The sequence below is a fragment of the Acinetobacter sp. YH12052 genome (assembly GCF_013419835.1).
Taxonomy (GTDB): domain Bacteria; phylum Pseudomonadota; class Gammaproteobacteria; order Pseudomonadales; family Moraxellaceae; genus Acinetobacter; species Acinetobacter amyesii.
The window spans coordinates 18,366-33,537 of record NZ_VOZI01000005.1; the positions used below are offsets into that span (position 1 = coordinate 18,366).

Genomic DNA, 15,172 nt, shown 5'->3' on the forward strand with positions numbered 1-15,172 from the left:
AAGACCATTCATCTTTCGTAATCGCATGATTTTTGCAGGTCGTATTTTTAGTTTAAAGTATACTGAATTCTTGTTAATTTTTTAGATTAATCGCTCAGTTTTTGTCATTTCAGACAATAACATAAACCCGTTGAATGAAACTAGCGCCATTCAACGGGAAATTCCTTATTTTATTCAATTAAACAGTAAAATCATCACCAAGATAAACTTTACGTACCGTCTCATCTGCAAGCACTTCTTCTGGAGTACCTTCTGCAATCACTGAACCTTCGCTCACGATATAAGCATGCTCACAAATCGCTAGAGTTTCACGCACATTATGGTCGGTAATTAATACACCAATACCACGATCTTTCAATGTTCTGATAATGTCTTTGATATCACCCACTGAAATAGGATCGACCCCTGCAAAAGGTTCATCTAGCAACATAAATTTAGGGTCTGCCGCTAACGCACGCGCGATTTCCGCACGACGACGCTCACCACCCGATACACTCATACCAAGAGAATCTTTGATGTGTGTGATTTTAAAGTCGGCAAGCAATTCCGTTAAACGTTGCTGACGTTGTTGCTTATTTAGATCTTTACGGGTTTCTAAAATCGACATGATATTTTCAGAAATGGTTAATTTTCTAAAAATAGATGCTTCTTGAGGTAGATAACCAATACCTTTACGTGCGCGCTCATGCATTGCCAAGTCAGACAAATCAAGATCATCTAAATGAATCTCACCTTTATCCATACGCACTAGACCAACAACCATATAGAAACTTGTGGTTTTACCTGCACCATTTGGACCAAGTAAACCCACAATTTGACCACTTTGCATGCTAAAGGACACATCCTTTACCACCCAACGCTTGCTGTAGTTTTTGGCTAAATGCTTAATACATAAAGTTTGAATTTGCGAGGTTTGCTCCATTAATCACGTGCTCCTGGGAAGGACTTAGTGCTTGACGGTGGAATCACGATTTGTACACGACCTGAAGAAGATCCAGATTTATTTGGTGTGCCTTCAGCAACGATGTCACCTTTATTCATACTGTATTTCAGGCTATTACCGCGAATACTGGCACCATCTTGTTGTAACAAAGCACTACCTGTCATGGTGATAATACCTGTTTCAGCATTGTAGACGATTTTCTGTGCTTGACCTTTCGCATAGCCTTTGGCAGGGTCAGTTTTTTGTTGGAAATGTGCTGGCCCACCCGTTGCTGTAATCGTACTGATCTCTTTTTTGCTGTTTAAGTTCGCAACGATTGAGTTTGCCTGAAGCTTCATCGAACCCTGTTCAATGATGACATTACCGGTATACGTCGTAATCCCAGTTTTTTCATTGAATGTTGCACGATCGGCAACCAATGAAATCGGTTGATTACGATCTGAAGGCAAAGCAAAAGCTGCAACCGAACATATCGCCAGTGAACCGAGTAGCACTGTACGTTTTAGGAAAGTTTTTGCAGTTTTTCGATTAAAATTATGGTTCATACTTTCCTCGAATATTAAAAAATTCGTATTGACCGTCGTTTAAATTTGCTTTTAAACCTTGGCTGACAAATTCGGCTTGTGGTGAAATCACCGTTACAGTCTTGTCCGTTTCTATTTCACGCTTTTTTGGAAAAGCAGTTAGTTCCTCAGTACGAAACTCCATTTGCCCTTCACGCATCAATTTCGTTGCAACCACATTGTCACTCAGTACGACTTTTTGGTTATCATCCATACCATTGGCGTGTTTGGCAAAGAACGTGGCATCGACAGCACCATCTTGATAGGTCGATGCTTTCAGATTGACCAAATGAGAAGTTTGCTTTTGCAAATCCTGCTCAAGTCGATCGACTTGCGCACGAATATGCAATTTTCCCTGCTCATCAGTCTGCGTCAGGTTAATGTTTTCAGCTGAGTAAGTCATACTTTTCGAAGAGTCCGCCTGAAGCTTATTACCCTTTCCACCGAAATAGTAAAAACCACCGCTTACTGCAGCAATGACCACAGCTGTCACGTATAAAACTTTAGTATCCATAAGCGGAGATTCAATCCAATGACTGCATCAATTTATTAATAAGGTGCACTTGCATATTTTTCAAGTAGTTCCTGGTATACACCTTTAGAAACTAAAAGCATATCGCAGATTTCACGAACAGCACCACGTCCACCCATCGCCTGAGTAACAAGATCTGCACGACGACGTACTTCTAAATGTCCATTCGGTACGGTCACTTTCATCCCTGCAATAGCAAAGGCTGAAAGATCGGGCCAATCATCACCCATATATAGGCAATCTGAAGGATCAATACCAAACTGTGCACAGGCTTCAGTCAAGGCAACACCTTTGTCTTCACGTCCTTGAAAGACCAAATCGACACCTAAGTCAGACATGCGTTTTTCAACAATATTACTTTTACGGCCGGTAATAATGATGACTTTGATACCCGCTTTTTGCACTAACTTCATGCCCAAGCCATCACGAATATCAAAAGATTTGATTTCATCGCCGCTATTGGTCAACGTTACAAATCCATCACTTAAAATTCCATCTACATCCAGTACCAGTGCTTCTATGTGACGCGCTTGTTCTAGCAATACATACGATGCCATTTTCTTAATTTACCCCAGCCTGAATCAGATCATGCATGCTGATAATCCCAATCACTTTATTGGCATCATCAACAACTACAAATTGTGTAATTTTCTTATCGTTCATGCGTTCTAAAGCATGTACCGCTCGTTCTTCTTGTGAAATCGTCAAAGGATTTTTAATCATCACTTCTAAGACTTTCATATTCACATCAAAGCCTTGCTGTTTATCAATCAAACGACGTAAGTCACCGTCGGTAAAGATACCCAATAAGGTATCGTTTTCATCGACGATCGTGGTGAGACCCAAACGTTTATTTGAAATTTCGTACAGGACTTTATTCATTGGTGTCTCTGGCGACACTTTGGGTAAGTCTTCACCTGTATGCATAAGATGTTTTACATGCAATAACAAACGCTTACCCAACGCTCCAGCAGGATGAGAACGTGCGAAATCATCTGAGGTAAAGCCACGTGCATCCAATAATGCAACTGCAAGGGCATCACCTAAGGCTAATGTTGCAGTGGTACTTGAAGTCGGCGCTAGACCCAAAGGGCATGCTTCTTGAATATTACCCAAGGTCAATGCGACATCAGCATTTTGTGGCATTGGGCCTTTATTGTCGCCACTCATGGTAATTAGAGGAATGCCCAAATGTTTGATCAACGGCATGAGCATCATAATTTCATCACTCTTACCTGAGTTTGAAATTGCAATGAGCACATCACCTTTTACCAACATGCCCAAATCACCATGTCCCGCTTCACCCGGATGCATGAAGAAAGATGGTGTACCTGTCGAGGCAAACGTAGCGGCCATTTTACGACCGATATGACCCGATTTACCCATACCAGTAATCACTAAACGCCCTTTGCACTGTAAAATGATTTCGCAGGCTTGGCTAAAACGATCATCTATTTGCGTCGCTAATACTTGTAAAGCATGCTCTTCAATACGCAAAGTTTCTAATGCGACTTTCTGAAAATCGACTTGATTCGGCATATTTGGTGGATTCAAAGTTGTTATACCTTAAGCCGTGAGAGGTGCGCTCTCACTTTCAAAATAAAAAATTTTCACAATTTTATCATATCTATGCAAATAGCACGTTTCCAAATGTATAAGAATTCATGAATTATGCAGAAAAGATGCATTTCTTCATTTTTATCTTACGGACAGATAAATCAAATTCAGTATTCGAATTAGATTCAGCCCGAACCCAATGATCCTTAAACTCTATTTTTAGCGGCGCAAAGACATCAAGCATTAAAAAATATCTGCTTTTTTGGGTTTTAACTTTATGAAAAAAAATGCTTAGGTTAAGATGAGCCATCTTTTGGTAGAAACAATTTGAAGACCTATGCAACCTTTTGTTCTATATAACTCAGAGCAACGTAAAAAAGTAGAATTCGTACCTCGCAAAGAAGGACATATCGACATGTATGTCTGTGGAATGACCGTGTATGACTACTGTCATATTGGTCATGCTCGAGTTATGGTTGCATTCGACTACATTATCCGTTTCCTGCGCAGTCAGGGCTGGAACGTTAAATACGTTCGCAACATTACCGATATTGACGACAAAATCATTGCCCGTGCCAATGAAAATGGCGAAAGCATTACTGCTTTAACCGATCGCTTTATCAAGGCCATGAACGAAGATGCTGCCAATTTAGGTTGTGCAGCACCTGATGAAGCACCACGTGCAACAGACTATATCGATCAAATGCAGAATATGATTGGTAACTTGGTTAACAAAGGTACAGCATATCCATCTGCAAATGGCGATGTTTATTTTGAAGTTGAAAAGTTTGCCAAATATGGTCGTCTTTCGGGTCGTAAACTTGACGATATGCAGGCTGGTGCTTCTGAACGCGTTGATGTAGAAGTAGAAAAGAAACATCCTTTTGACTTCGTGCTTTGGAAACATGCCAAAGAAAATGAACCTTCTTGGGCTTCACCTTGGGGCAATGGCCGTCCGGGCTGGCATATTGAATGTTCAGCGATGTCGACCTGCTGCTTAGGCAACCATTTTGATATTCATGGTGGCGGTTCAGACTTAACTTTCCCGCATCATGAAAATGAAATTGCGCAATCTGAGGCATCTACTGGTGAACAGTATGTTAATTACTGGATGCATGTCGGCTTTATTAATGTCGATGGCGAAAAAATGTCGAAGTCTTTAGGTAACTTTTTCACTATTCGTGATGTCATGGATAAATTCCACCCTGAAGTGATCCGCTTCTTTATTGTGTCATCACATTACCGTAGCCCAGTAAACTTCTCTGACACTGCTTTAAAAGAAGCGAAAAATACCCTTTCCCGTTTCTATCATTCATTTAAAGCTTATCAGCAAGTCTATGGTGAAAAAACCGTAGAAACTTTGGATGATGCTTTAGTTGAGCGCTTTAATGCCGCTATGCGTGATGATTTCAACACCGCAGAAGCAATTGCGGTATTGTTTGAAGTCAACAAAGAATTGAACCGTGCCGTAAAAGATGAAAATGCTGAACAAGCGGCTGTGTATTATTCGACATTGCGTCACTTGACCAATATTTTAGGTTTGGTGCAACACAACGTAGATGATTTCCTGAAATCTGATATTGGTCAAGAAGCACTAGGCCTCTCTGAAGCACAAATTGAAGATTTAATTCAACAACGTAAAGATGCGAAAAAGGCTAAAGAATTTGCCAAAGCAGATGAAATTCGTCAGTCTTTACTGGATCAGGGCGTAGTTCTGGAAGATACACGTCAAGGTACTATTTGGCGCCGTGCTGATTAATTAAGCAAACAGAAGCATAGAGAGTTGACAGCTGTGTGAAATTCTCTATAATTCACCTCATTGCGGGAATAGCTCAGTTGGTAGAGCATAACCTTGCCAAGGTTGGGGTCGGGAGTTCGAGTCTCCTTTCCCGCTCCAGAATACGAAAAACCCTCATCGAAAGATGAGGGTTTTTTTATGTCTAAATTTTTCTTCAAAGGCTTGTTTTTAGATTTATTTACTCATGTTATGCACATAAAAGTAATTTCGCATTTAGGGATTGAATAAAGAGATTAGCCTTCGGCTGGAGGTACTCTTACGAAACGTTGTTTTTCATTCGGCAAAATGAGATGCGAAGCTTCGCAAGGAAACCATCTTGCGGTGCAATGCACCTCACCAACAAAACTCGTTCACTACCGTCAAATTATTCAACGTATCGCAAAAACATTTTTGATTAGAAGTCGTCCTGTCTCAAACAATTGCGCGTGACATTACCGCGTATCTTTATTATTTGAAGCAAAGTACGCTTCTGATGTTACTGCGTCACCTCAGTTATTTATTATATTGTAGCGACGTTAATAGGCCTTAATTTTCCCCAACGAATAAGGCTTCCCCTATTGCCACACGACCTTTCACCTACCTGTTAAAAAATAATCTGATGAAATGCTCATCTCGCCAATTTTCCTCAATTTTTCTCCATAATTTTCCGTTATTCTTTGCCAAAATTACATTTGGACAACCAAATAATGCACGGCGCGTACACCACACTCAAACTGACCAGCTTAAGTTACGCATTACTTACAATATCAACATCAATTTGGGCCGCAGATACTGTTCAAAATCCGCAAGAATCTGCAGCAGTTCAGCAAATGGAAGCTTTAACATTTGAAGTTCCAACAGCAAGCACTAAGCCCAAAGACCCAGATATCAGTGCTGTAGCAAAAACTATTATAAGCCGTGATGAAATGTTGAAATTTGGCGATCAGTCCATCAATGATGCGCTGCGTCGTGCTGCAGGATTTCAACTCCCCGGTGCTGGCGGTGGTCCACGTGGTGGTGCAGGTGCTGGCGGCATGCGTTTCCGTGGTGGTGCACCCGTTTTCTTAATCAATGGTGAACCTGTACAAGGTGGTCCTCGTGGTGGCATGTCAGTTGTTGATAGCATTACGCCCGAAATGATCGAACGCCTTGAAATCACCAAACAACCGAGCGTCGCTCAAGGCTCTGTTGCTTCATCTGCAGTCATCAATATTATTTTAAAAGAACCATTGAATGGCACGCGCTTAAGTGGATCTGTACGTGCTGGTTATGGCCTAACCAAATCAAATACACGTGAAGAAGAACGCACCAATTTAAACTTTCAAATGGATGGTCGTTCAGACCCTTGGATCTATAGTTTATCTGGCAGCCGAATGTGGAATGATTCAGATACGCTCACCCGTACACAAGATGCAACAGGAACGAAAACCCAGAAACGCATCACCAATCGTACGTCGCAAATGCTCACCCCACGTGTTGAATATCAACTTGATGATCAACAAAAATTGGTCGCTGAAATGTTTTATCGCAACAATAAAAGCAAAGGCACAAGTGGCACCCAAGTCCAAAAAGATAAAAATGACAGCATTCGACTCAACACACGATATGAGCGTAAAGACCAAGGAAATTCCGACAAAATTCGCTTATCAATCGAGCAGCAAAATGAAACAGAATTAACAGAGTATAGAGATTCCCAATCATATATTGATGAACAAATTAATGAATATGGCTTGGGCTACGACGGGGTCCGCAAGTTCGACTCAAAACGCCAAATAAAATTTGGTACTGATCTACGTAGCAATGAACTTGAAAGCAATATTGCAGAGACCTTAGATGAACAATTGTATGCTGCCTATGTTGAAGGAAGTTGGAAATATACGCCGCGCCAAACCTTAACTCTAGGTGTACGCCAAGAGTGGATTGATCGTTCCGGTTTAGAGGATTATCAAGATCAGCATTTGAGTCCTGTATTAGCACACCGTTTTGACTTTAATGAGCAATGGTCACTCCAAACCAACTTGAGTCAGGCTTTTAAAAACCCACGTAGCAATCAATTGATGCCGACTGTTTCAGTTTCTACAGATAGCGATGCAGGGACACTAAACAACCCTGACCGTGGGGGTAATCCTGACTTACGACCTGAAACCATCAATGCTTACGAAACAACCATAGGCTATAACACCCCTGCTGGCGGCGTAAATATCACTGCATATTATCGAGAAATTAATGACTATATCGAAAAATCGATCCTGTCAGAAAATGCTACAGGCGGTCGTTGCGAAACAGGAAATACCGATTGCCGTTTTGTCGAACGCCCATATAACCAAGACAGTGCAACTACTTATGGTGTGGAAATTGCTGGACGTTATGCACTGAAGCAAACGGAGAATGGTCATTCATTTATGTTGAATGCTCAGCTTTCAACTGTACGTGCAAAAATTGAAGAAACTGACGGCTCTGATCGTTTGGCAAGCGATGTTGCACCTTATACCGCAAGTGCTGGTTTATCTTATAACTATCAACCGTGGCGTATTGCAACAAGTGTGAACCTCAATTACACCCCTGAATATACGCGTGCGCTGAGTAATGAACCGTACAATCGCACCAGCAATGAACGTGTTAACATGGATGTGAGTTTTACTAAACGCTTTGATCAAAATTGGTCTGCATCAGTCAATGCACGTAATATTCTCAGCTCAGATTATAAAGAAGTGTTAAAAGAACAAAGTTCTGGCGCGCTATACCAATCTCGTATCAATGAATCAATTCCAAGCTTTATGTTTACCTTAGAAAAGAAATTTTAAACCGTTTCTAAGAGACTGCTAAGAGATTCAAAATAAAAAACCGATACGGACAACGTATCGGTTTTTTTATGCATACACGACCGCAAACTAGCGCTCTATTGCCTTCAACATTTTCGCAATTTTGAGGGTATGTTCCTTCTGCCCTTTTTTCTCTAAGACCTTTTGCTCAACCCACCATAAATATTCAAAAATTTCTGATTCACTTGAATCCTCTTGAATTAATTTAAAAATATTGGGCAAATAATCATCATATTCATCACGTAAAGCAGGAATACGGCGAATCCCTAAGGGGTCCCATTCCTTCAATAAAATTTTATGTATCGCATGCAAGAGACTAGCATCTCGATTATGTTTTGACTGCATACAAGTTCCCTGGCTTATATTTTTTACTTTTAAAATCAGTTATCTAATTATGTGATGATATTAAAAGAAAAATGAACTGTTGTTTGTCGAAGATTTCATCATACGCATCTCTAAACGCTTTTCCATTGGTTTTTCATCTTTTTTTTATAGCAAACCAAAGCTTTATCAAAGTTTCATGCACTTTTTCTCATAAATTTTGCCAATAAAGCCTTTCGGGAATCCCTTACTTCACAGTACAAAGGTTTTAAATGCTAAGTTCAACGATCGAACATAATCACTCAAAGAAAAAAAACAATACGCTTCAGCCAACTTCTATATTTATCTCTTTTCGATTTTGTGAAAAATTTACAGTTTTCCTTTTTATTCTCAGACAATTCAAGCTACATTCTATTTTGAAATCTTAATCCTGAAAAATCCCCATGAGTACTGCATTAAACGAAACCATCTACGTCATTCAACACCTTGCATTTGAAGATCTAGGTTCATTGGAAAATGTATTTTACCAACTGGGTTATCGGGTGAGATACTTCGAAGCTGGTGTCAATGACCTGAGTAAAGCTATGCAACATACAGGGCTTACCATAATTTTGGGCGGCCCGATCGGAGTCTATGAAACTAATGACTACCCTTTCCTACAAAAAGAAATAGACTTACTTAAAGTACGTTTAGAGAGTAATTTACCGACTTTAGGCATTTGCTTAGGTGCTCAGCTTATTGCACACGCATTGGGAGCGAAAGTCTATGCAGGTCATAGCAAAGAAATCGGTTGGAGTACCTTAGAACTTGAAGCCATTACTAACAATATATTAGCGCCGTTAGATCAAGTGCCTGTACTGCATTGGCATGGCGATACTTTTGATTTACCTGCAAATGCACAACTACTCGCCAGCTCGGCAATTTACCCGAATCAAGCGTTTAGCTATGGGCCCAATATTTTAGCCCTACAGTTTCATATTGAAGCAGAAGCACAGGCCATGGAAAAATGGCTGATTGGGCATACATGTGAATTACATAAAGCACAAATTAACATCTCAAATTTACGCATGCAAAGCCAACAACAAGCACCTCATTTAGAACGTGTTGCTCCCCTTATTTTGCAGCAATTTTTACAACAACTTCAGCTTTAAAACAGCTATTAATTTAATGCTAAATGGCTTATAACAGTTGCACTTCAAAACGTATAAGCCATTAGAATGACTCCCTTACTCAGCATTGCGCTCATCCACTTTTTTGCTCTCATCAGCCCAGGCCCAGACTTCTTTTTTGTCACTCAAAGTGCTATTCGACAATCCAGATCACATGCATTATTTGCCGCGTTAGGTATTTCACTCAGTATTTTAGTTTGGTCAATTTGTGCAATAAGTGGCTTACATTTTCTATTTCAGAAAATGGCTTGGTTACAACAATGCCTCATGATTTTGGGAGGCCTATATCTTTTATATTTAGGCTCTCAGTTATTAAAGTCTGCATGGAGTAAAGACCTCGGCACAATAACAAAACCAACCGAGCAAGCCGTACAGAAAAAATCGCCTTTGACGCTGTTATTCCAAGGTTTCTTGACCAATATGGCCAATCCTAAAGCATTGGTTTATTTCACTAGTGTATTTTCCATCGGGATCAGTGCAAAGGTCAGCATTTTTGATCAAAGCTCTTTATTGGCTTTAGTCTTTATTGAAAGTTTGATTTGGTTTGCATTGGTTGCGGTCTTATTCTCAGCACCTAAAATGACCCATTACTATCAAAAATTGAGTAAAAAAATTGACGCAATTACTGGTGGAATCTTCATCAGTTTTGGCTGCCTATTGCTGCTCAATCGCGATTGACCACTCATCAAATACTCATCTACGAGACATAAAAAAGCACCCAAATGGGTGCTTTCCTAACTTAGCTGAGGTAGCTAAATCTTATTTCGCTGCTGCCTTTGCTGTAGACACAGCCGCTTCAGTCGTAATATTTACCGTAATTTTGTCGCCTACATTCGGTACATATGCACCTACACCAAATGCTGAACGATCAAAAGAAGTCGTTGCATTGAAACCAATCGTTTCCGCCTTAGTCATTGGGTGAACGGCTTGCTTGTTCAATACAGCGTCCAATACCACTGGTTTAGTCACATTTTTAACTGTTAAATCACCCGTGATTTTGTATTTAGTTTTGCTGATCGCTTGAACTTTTGTGCTTTTAAACGTGATATTTGGATATTTTTCAGCATCAAAGAAATCAGCAGTTTTTAAATGATCATCTAATGCTTTGACATTAGTATTTAAGCTTGATAATGGAATCGTCACATTCACAGACGAATTTGCAGGTTTTGCATTATCGACATTGATTGTTCCTTGAATGTCACTAAAGTTTGCAGAAGGCGTTGAGAAACCAAAATGATTCCAAGTAAATACTGTTGCTGTATGAGTAGGATCAATTTGATAGGCAACAGGTTTTGCCATAGAAATTGTTGTAACTGATGCTACCGCCAAACCGATTGTTAATGCTTTAAAGTTCATGTTTTTATCTCACTTTCGAATACCAATAAGTCTATAGATTTTTAGCCGTATTACAGCTTTAAAGATAAAACGTTTTGTTGCATGTTTAGAACGATAGTTTTGTAAAATCTGTAGCAGCATCTACAACTACTCTTAATTATTAAATTTCCCATATATTTCAAATAATTAATAATTTATTTAGGCTATGAGCTATTTATCCTAAATTTAGGAAACATCAACCCATCTGAGTCGTAGGTTTTCAAAACAAATCCACTTAAGATTTTTAGACATCATAAAAATCTGAGTACCGAAAAATGACAGAACAATCGCTGGCTATTGAAAAAGCATTAAACACTAAAACGCCCAAAGATGTCGTTTTAGCATTTCTCATGAATACGTCAAAAGAACTCGTTGAAAATGCAACTCAGCTACTGGTAGCTGAAGACGCAGCGTATGTTTCCCTAAACTTCAGCAACCCAGAACTGAAACAAATTGAGCCATGGGCGGGGTCTGGAACAGGCAGAGACATTTATATTTATATCTTTGCCAATGTCGGCACCTACTGGAATATCGACGATTTTCAAATCATGGATATGATCGCTGAAGATGAAACCGTAGCTGTATTTGGTCAATTCACCTACACCTCAGTGTATGCAAAAAATACTTTCACCTCACCTTTTTCAATCAAAGCCAAAGTTCAAAACGGTTTAATCAGCTTTTTCCAATTTATGGAAGACACCTACGCCTCAGCATCATCATTCCGCGTAGGTGGAGAATGGATCATTCAGCAAGAAGCCGACTCAGCTAAAAACTTTAAAGTTTCAGCTTAAATGCTCAGATCCAGCAGCTCTTCACGCAAGAGCTGCTGTTCATTTAGAATAGCCTTTTACATTGAGTTAATGACAGCGATATTGGATAAATCCTGTTTTTTTCGCGATTTGATCATACAGTTTTTGCGCAGTTTCATTATCCTGATGCGTAAGCCAACACACACGGTCACACTGCCGCTGATCACAATATTCTTTCACTTTCGCGATCAGCGCCTTGCCGATGCCCTGCCCGCGATAATCTTCATGGGTATATAAATCCTGCAAATAGGCATAAGGCTGTAATGTCCAGCAGCTCTCATGTTCAATGACATGCACGATCCCAACTACTTGATGATCAATCATAGCTGCAAAGCCATACATATGTTCGCAGTCAGCAGCATTTAACCTGTGCCACGTTCGCTCAGTCACTTCATCTGGCACCTGACTTTTATAAAATTTTAAATACAGCTCCCAAAGCGGCTGCCATTGGTTTTTTGAAATTTCTGTTAAATTTTTAATCTGTATTTGCACGTTTGATGTCTTTTTTAAATGAGCACTGGATTTTTATAACTGAAATAAAGCTTCATGTGTTTAAAACACTTTATTTAATGCGCTCTTTTTTAAGAATAATGAGTCTTGAAAGGACGTTTTCTTATTTGTTTTATAAACTTATCTTTTTTATAAATACGATAGGCAAATAAAAAGCCCGAACAATCGGACTTTTTAACCATTTAGCTTATAGCTTCTCAACCAAAATGCGGTCAACTTGCTTCAACCCTGTATGCTTTTCATGGTTCTTACGGCGAATCTTAATCACTTTGTCTTCTTGCAAATCTTGCAGCATCAATTCTACTGCAACCATGGCTTCAAGCGCTAAGTCCGTGCCTATCCATTTCTGTTCACCAGCATCCATCAGTACAATTTCATCATTTATCTGATCGTAAAGGCTCATCGTTTCCTCACTTGGGGCAACATTGCACCCGTGGCTGAATACTGCATGAATGAATTAATTTTAAACCAATGCTTTAATTCATTCGTTACAAATCGTTATTTCACAATTAAAAATAAATTTAATCTCTGCAATAAAAAACGCCCCTTCTCTGGGGGCGTCTTTATTAAGGTTAATCTTTACAGATTAAGCGGTAATTTCTTTCACAGCAGCAACAACAGCATCAGCTGTGATACCAAAGTGTTGGTACAAGTCTTTTGCTGGAGCAGATTCACCGTAAGTCGTCATACCGATTACACGACCATCAAGACCTACAAATTTCCACCAGTAGTCCACATGCGCAGCTTCAACAGCAACACGCGCACGGATCGCAGCTGGAAGAACCGCTTCACGGTAAGCAGCATCTTGTTTTACAAATTCTTCAGCACATGGCATAGAAACAACACGTACGCCTTCAAGCTGTGCGTAAGCATCCATTGCCAATGAAACTTCTGAACCTGTCGCAATGATGATTGCTTTCAATTCACCTTTTTCTTTTGCAAGAACATAACCGCCTTTCGCAACGTCAGCAATTTGATCTGCTGTACGAGTTTGGAATGGCAAGTTTTGACGAGAGAAGATTAATGCTGTAGGGCCTTCTGAACGAAGCAGCGCAGATTTCCAAGAAATAGACGCTTCTACAGTGTCACATGGACGCCAAGTGTTCAGATTTGGTGTACCACGTAAAGATGCAATTTGCTCTACAGGTTGGTGTGTAGGACCATCTTCACCTAGACCAATTGAGTCATGGGTATACACATGAATCACACGCTGTTTCATCAATGCAGACATACGTACTGCATTACGCGCATATTCCATGAACATTAAGAATGTTGCTACATAAGGAACGAAACCGCCATGAAGTGCAACACCGTTAGCAATCGCAGTCATACCGAATTCACGTACACCGTAATGAACGTAGTTACCCGCTGGGTTAGATTCAACACCTTCTGCGCCTTTCCATAAAGTCAGGTTAGAGCCTGCAAGGTCAGCAGAACCGCCTAGAATTTCTGGAAGCTGCGGCGCAAATGCTTGAATGGCATTTTGGCTAGCTTTACGAGTAGCGATTGTTTCAGCTTTAGCATTTACTTCAGCAATATAAGCATCCGCTTTTGCTGCGAAGTCAGCAGGAAGATCACCAGAAAGACGACGTTTTAGTTCAGCTGCTTCTGCTGGATATTTAGCAGCATAAGCAGCAAATGTGTCGTTCCAAGCAGATTCAGAAGCAGTACCTTTGGCTTTTGCATCCCAAGCTACATAAACATCAGCAGGAATTTCAAATGGACCTTCTGCCCAGCCCAAAGCTTCACGAGTTAAAGCGATTTCATCATTACCAAGCGGCGCACCGTGGCAATCTTCTTTACCTTGTTTGTTTGGTGAACCTAAACCAATAATGGTTTTACAGATAATTAAGGTTGGTTTCGCAGTTTCAGCTTTTGCTTCAACAGTTGCCGCACGGATTGCATCTGCATCATGGCCGTCAACTTTCAGTACTTGCCAGCCGTATGCCAAGAAACGCTGTTCTGTATCATCAGAGAACCAGCCTTCTACTTCACCGTCAATTGAGATGCCGTTGTCATCGTAGTAAACAACTAATTTACCTAGACCCAAAGTACCAGCCAATGAACATGCTTCGTGAGAAACACCTTCCATTAAACAGCCATCACCTAAGAAACAGTAAGTGTTGTGATCTACAACTGTGATGTCTTCTTTGTTGAATTGAGCCGCTAAAGTTTTTTCAGCAAGTGCAAAACCTACAGCGTTTGCAATACCTTGACCCAATGGACCCGTAGTTGTTTCGATACCCGGTGCATAGCCCAATTCTGGGTGACCTGGAGTTTTAGAATGCAATTGACGGAAAGATTTTAAATCTTCAATAGACAGGTCATAACCTGTTAAGTGCAATAGCGCATATTGCAACATAGAGCCATGGCCGTTTGACAATACGAAACGGTCACGGTTTGCCCATTGTGGGTTTGCAGGGTTGTGGTTGAGGAATTCACGCCATACCACATCAGCAATATCTGCCATCCCCATTGGAGCACCTGGATGTCCTGAATTTGCTTTTTGCACAGCATCCATTGCCAATACACGAATTGCGTTTGCAATACGACGTTCGTTAAGCGGGGTTGTCATAGGTCAGAGTCCAAACAAATGGTTTAAAAGAGTAAGATGAATAAGAATTCAAAGATGCGCATATTGTCTTAAAAAAAGCGGAATGGGTAAAGCCTCAGGGGCAAATTTTCGCTAATTATTCCTGCACCACCCGTATTTTGGGCGCTTATTGCTCAATTTCAAGCCTATGCATGTCGTTTATTTTGTATACAGTGACGCTTTTATATGGCGAATCAATGAC

15 protein-coding genes and 1 tRNA gene are annotated in these 15,172 nt (G+C 40.3%); 6 read left to right on the forward strand and 10 right to left on the reverse strand.

The features are described from left to right. Positions 1-178 precede the first annotated feature (178 nt). Genes lptB through FTU06_RS04670 form a run of 5 tightly spaced genes read right to left on the reverse strand, consistent with a single transcriptional unit; the run spans position 179 to position 3,577 of the window. Complete coding sequence (lptB, locus tag FTU06_RS04650) at positions 179-922, reverse strand: LPS export ABC transporter ATP-binding protein (protein WP_180027056.1); 744 nt, start codon at positions 920-922, stop codon at positions 179-181. Continuing rightward, positions 922-1,488: a lipopolysaccharide transport periplasmic protein LptA gene (gene lptA, locus FTU06_RS04655; RefSeq protein WP_180145227.1), complete on the reverse strand. Its 567-nt coding sequence runs from the start codon at positions 1,486-1,488 to the stop codon at positions 922-924. The genes lptB and lptA overlap by 1 nt, the downstream gene beginning before the upstream one ends. Beyond that, the gene (gene lptC, locus FTU06_RS04660; RefSeq protein WP_180145230.1) at positions 1,478-2,020 is read right to left on the reverse strand and encodes an LPS export ABC transporter periplasmic protein LptC; all 543 of its coding nucleotides are present in this window, start codon (positions 2,018-2,020) and stop codon (positions 1,478-1,480) included. Before lptC ends, lptA begins: the two co-directional genes overlap by 11 nt. 35 nt (positions 2,021-2,055) lie before the next feature. Beyond that, on the reverse strand, positions 2,056-2,595 hold the full coding sequence (locus FTU06_RS04665) for an HAD family hydrolase (RefSeq protein ID WP_078188762.1): 540 nt from the start codon (positions 2,593-2,595) through the stop codon (positions 2,056-2,058). Between the two features lie 4 nt (positions 2,596-2,599). After that, complete coding sequence (locus FTU06_RS04670) at positions 2,600-3,577, reverse strand: SIS domain-containing protein (protein ID WP_180027059.1); 978 nt, start codon at positions 3,575-3,577, stop codon at positions 2,600-2,602. Between the two features lie 355 nt (positions 3,578-3,932). Here FTU06_RS04670 and cysS point away from each other — a divergent pair, with 355 nt between their 5' ends. The 3 genes from cysS (at position 3,933) to FTU06_RS04685 (ending at position 8,176) form a co-directional block, all read left to right on the forward strand. Then, positions 3,933-5,354 carry a cysteine--tRNA ligase gene (gene cysS / locus FTU06_RS04675; RefSeq protein WP_180094295.1) on the forward strand — a complete coding sequence of 474 codons (1,422 nt, stop codon included), beginning with the start codon at positions 3,933-3,935 and terminating at the stop codon, positions 5,352-5,354. Positions 5,355-5,416: 62 nt separating this feature from the next. After that, a tRNA-Gly gene (locus tag FTU06_RS04680) sits at positions 5,417-5,492 on the forward strand. A 587-nt stretch (positions 5,493-6,079) separates the two neighbouring features. Further along, the gene (locus FTU06_RS04685) at positions 6,080-8,176 is read left to right on the forward strand and encodes a TonB-dependent siderophore receptor (RefSeq protein WP_180145233.1); all 2,097 of its coding nucleotides are present in this window, start codon (positions 6,080-6,082) and stop codon (positions 8,174-8,176) included. Between the two features lie 87 nt (positions 8,177-8,263). On the opposite strand, the gene FTU06_RS04690 is transcribed toward FTU06_RS04685, so the two are convergent. Further along, positions 8,264-8,539 (reverse strand): hypothetical protein, encoded by a 276-nt coding sequence (locus FTU06_RS04690; protein WP_078193570.1) that lies wholly within the window; start codon positions 8,537-8,539, stop codon positions 8,264-8,266. 419 nt (positions 8,540-8,958) lie between these two features. On the opposite strand from FTU06_RS04690, the gene FTU06_RS04695 reads away from it, so the two are divergent. Further along, the gene (locus FTU06_RS04695; protein ID WP_180145236.1) at positions 8,959-9,666 is read left to right on the forward strand and encodes a glutamine amidotransferase; all 708 of its coding nucleotides are present in this window, start codon (positions 8,959-8,961) and stop codon (positions 9,664-9,666) included. 66 nt (positions 9,667-9,732) lie between these two features. Next, positions 9,733-10,362 (forward strand): LysE family transporter, encoded by a 630-nt coding sequence (locus FTU06_RS04700; protein ID WP_180145239.1) that lies wholly within the window; start codon positions 9,733-9,735, stop codon positions 10,360-10,362. 81 nt (positions 10,363-10,443) lie between these two features. On the opposite strand, the gene FTU06_RS04705 is transcribed toward FTU06_RS04700, so the two are convergent. Further along, a complete protein-coding gene (locus FTU06_RS04705; protein ID WP_078188771.1) occupies positions 10,444-11,040 on the reverse strand; it encodes a YceI family protein in 597 nt (198 codons plus the stop codon). Between the two features lie 293 nt (positions 11,041-11,333). Here FTU06_RS04705 and FTU06_RS16765 point away from each other — a divergent pair, with 293 nt between their 5' ends. Further along, complete coding sequence (locus FTU06_RS16765; RefSeq protein WP_257234280.1) at positions 11,334-11,849, forward strand: hypothetical protein; 516 nt, start codon at positions 11,334-11,336, stop codon at positions 11,847-11,849. A gap of 66 nt (positions 11,850-11,915) precedes the next feature. Here FTU06_RS16765 and FTU06_RS04715 read toward each other — a convergent pair whose 3' ends face one another. From FTU06_RS04715 to tkt, 3 genes are all read right to left on the reverse strand, one after another. Beyond that, a complete protein-coding gene (locus tag FTU06_RS04715; protein ID WP_180145243.1) occupies positions 11,916-12,359 on the reverse strand; it encodes a GNAT family N-acetyltransferase in 444 nt (147 codons plus the stop codon). 205 nt (positions 12,360-12,564) lie between these two features. Beyond that, positions 12,565-12,780: a hypothetical protein gene (locus FTU06_RS04720; protein WP_180010149.1), complete on the reverse strand. Its 216-nt coding sequence runs from the start codon at positions 12,778-12,780 to the stop codon at positions 12,565-12,567. A 183-nt stretch (positions 12,781-12,963) separates the two neighbouring features. Beyond that, positions 12,964-14,952, reverse strand: a complete 1,989-nt coding sequence (gene tkt, locus FTU06_RS04725; RefSeq protein ID WP_180145246.1) for a transketolase — start codon at positions 14,950-14,952, stop codon at positions 12,964-12,966. Positions 14,953-15,172 lie beyond the last annotated feature (220 nt).

What these genes read in the sequence shown, in the direction of transcription:
- lptB (WP_180027056.1), bottom strand. Translation starts at nt 922, where the DNA reads ATGGAGCAAACCTCGCAAATTCAAACTTTATGTATTAAGCATTTAGCC.
- lptA (WP_180145227.1), bottom strand. Translation starts at nt 1,488, where the DNA reads ATGAACCATAATTTTAATCGAAAAACTGCAAAAACTTTCCTAAAACGT.
- lptC (WP_180145230.1), bottom strand. Translation starts at nt 2,020, where the DNA reads ATGGATACTAAAGTTTTATACGTGACAGCTGTGGTCATTGCTGCAGTA.
- FTU06_RS04665 (WP_078188762.1), bottom strand. Translation starts at nt 2,595, where the DNA reads ATGGCATCGTATGTATTGCTAGAACAAGCGCGTCACATAGAAGCACTG.
- FTU06_RS04670 (WP_180027059.1), bottom strand. Translation starts at nt 3,577, where the DNA reads ATGCCGAATCAAGTCGATTTTCAGAAAGTCGCATTAGAAACTTTGCGT.
- cysS (WP_180094295.1), top strand. Translation starts at nt 3,933, where the DNA reads ATGCAACCTTTTGTTCTATATAACTCAGAGCAACGTAAAAAAGTAGAA.
- FTU06_RS04685 (WP_180145233.1), top strand. Translation starts at nt 6,080, where the DNA reads ATGCACGGCGCGTACACCACACTCAAACTGACCAGCTTAAGTTACGCA.
- FTU06_RS04690 (WP_078193570.1), bottom strand. Translation starts at nt 8,539, where the DNA reads ATGCAGTCAAAACATAATCGAGATGCTAGTCTCTTGCATGCGATACAT.
- FTU06_RS04695 (WP_180145236.1), top strand. Translation starts at nt 8,959, where the DNA reads ATGAGTACTGCATTAAACGAAACCATCTACGTCATTCAACACCTTGCA.
- FTU06_RS04700 (WP_180145239.1), top strand. Translation starts at nt 9,733, where the DNA reads ATGACTCCCTTACTCAGCATTGCGCTCATCCACTTTTTTGCTCTCATC.
- FTU06_RS04705 (WP_078188771.1), bottom strand. Translation starts at nt 11,040, where the DNA reads ATGAACTTTAAAGCATTAACAATCGGTTTGGCGGTAGCATCAGTTACA.
- FTU06_RS16765 (WP_257234280.1), top strand. Translation starts at nt 11,334, where the DNA reads ATGACAGAACAATCGCTGGCTATTGAAAAAGCATTAAACACTAAAACG.
- FTU06_RS04720 (WP_180010149.1), bottom strand. Translation starts at nt 12,780, where the DNA reads ATGAGCCTTTACGATCAGATAAATGATGAAATTGTACTGATGGATGCT.
- tkt (WP_180145246.1), bottom strand. Translation starts at nt 14,952, where the DNA reads ATGACAACCCCGCTTAACGAACGTCGTATTGCAAACGCAATTCGTGTA.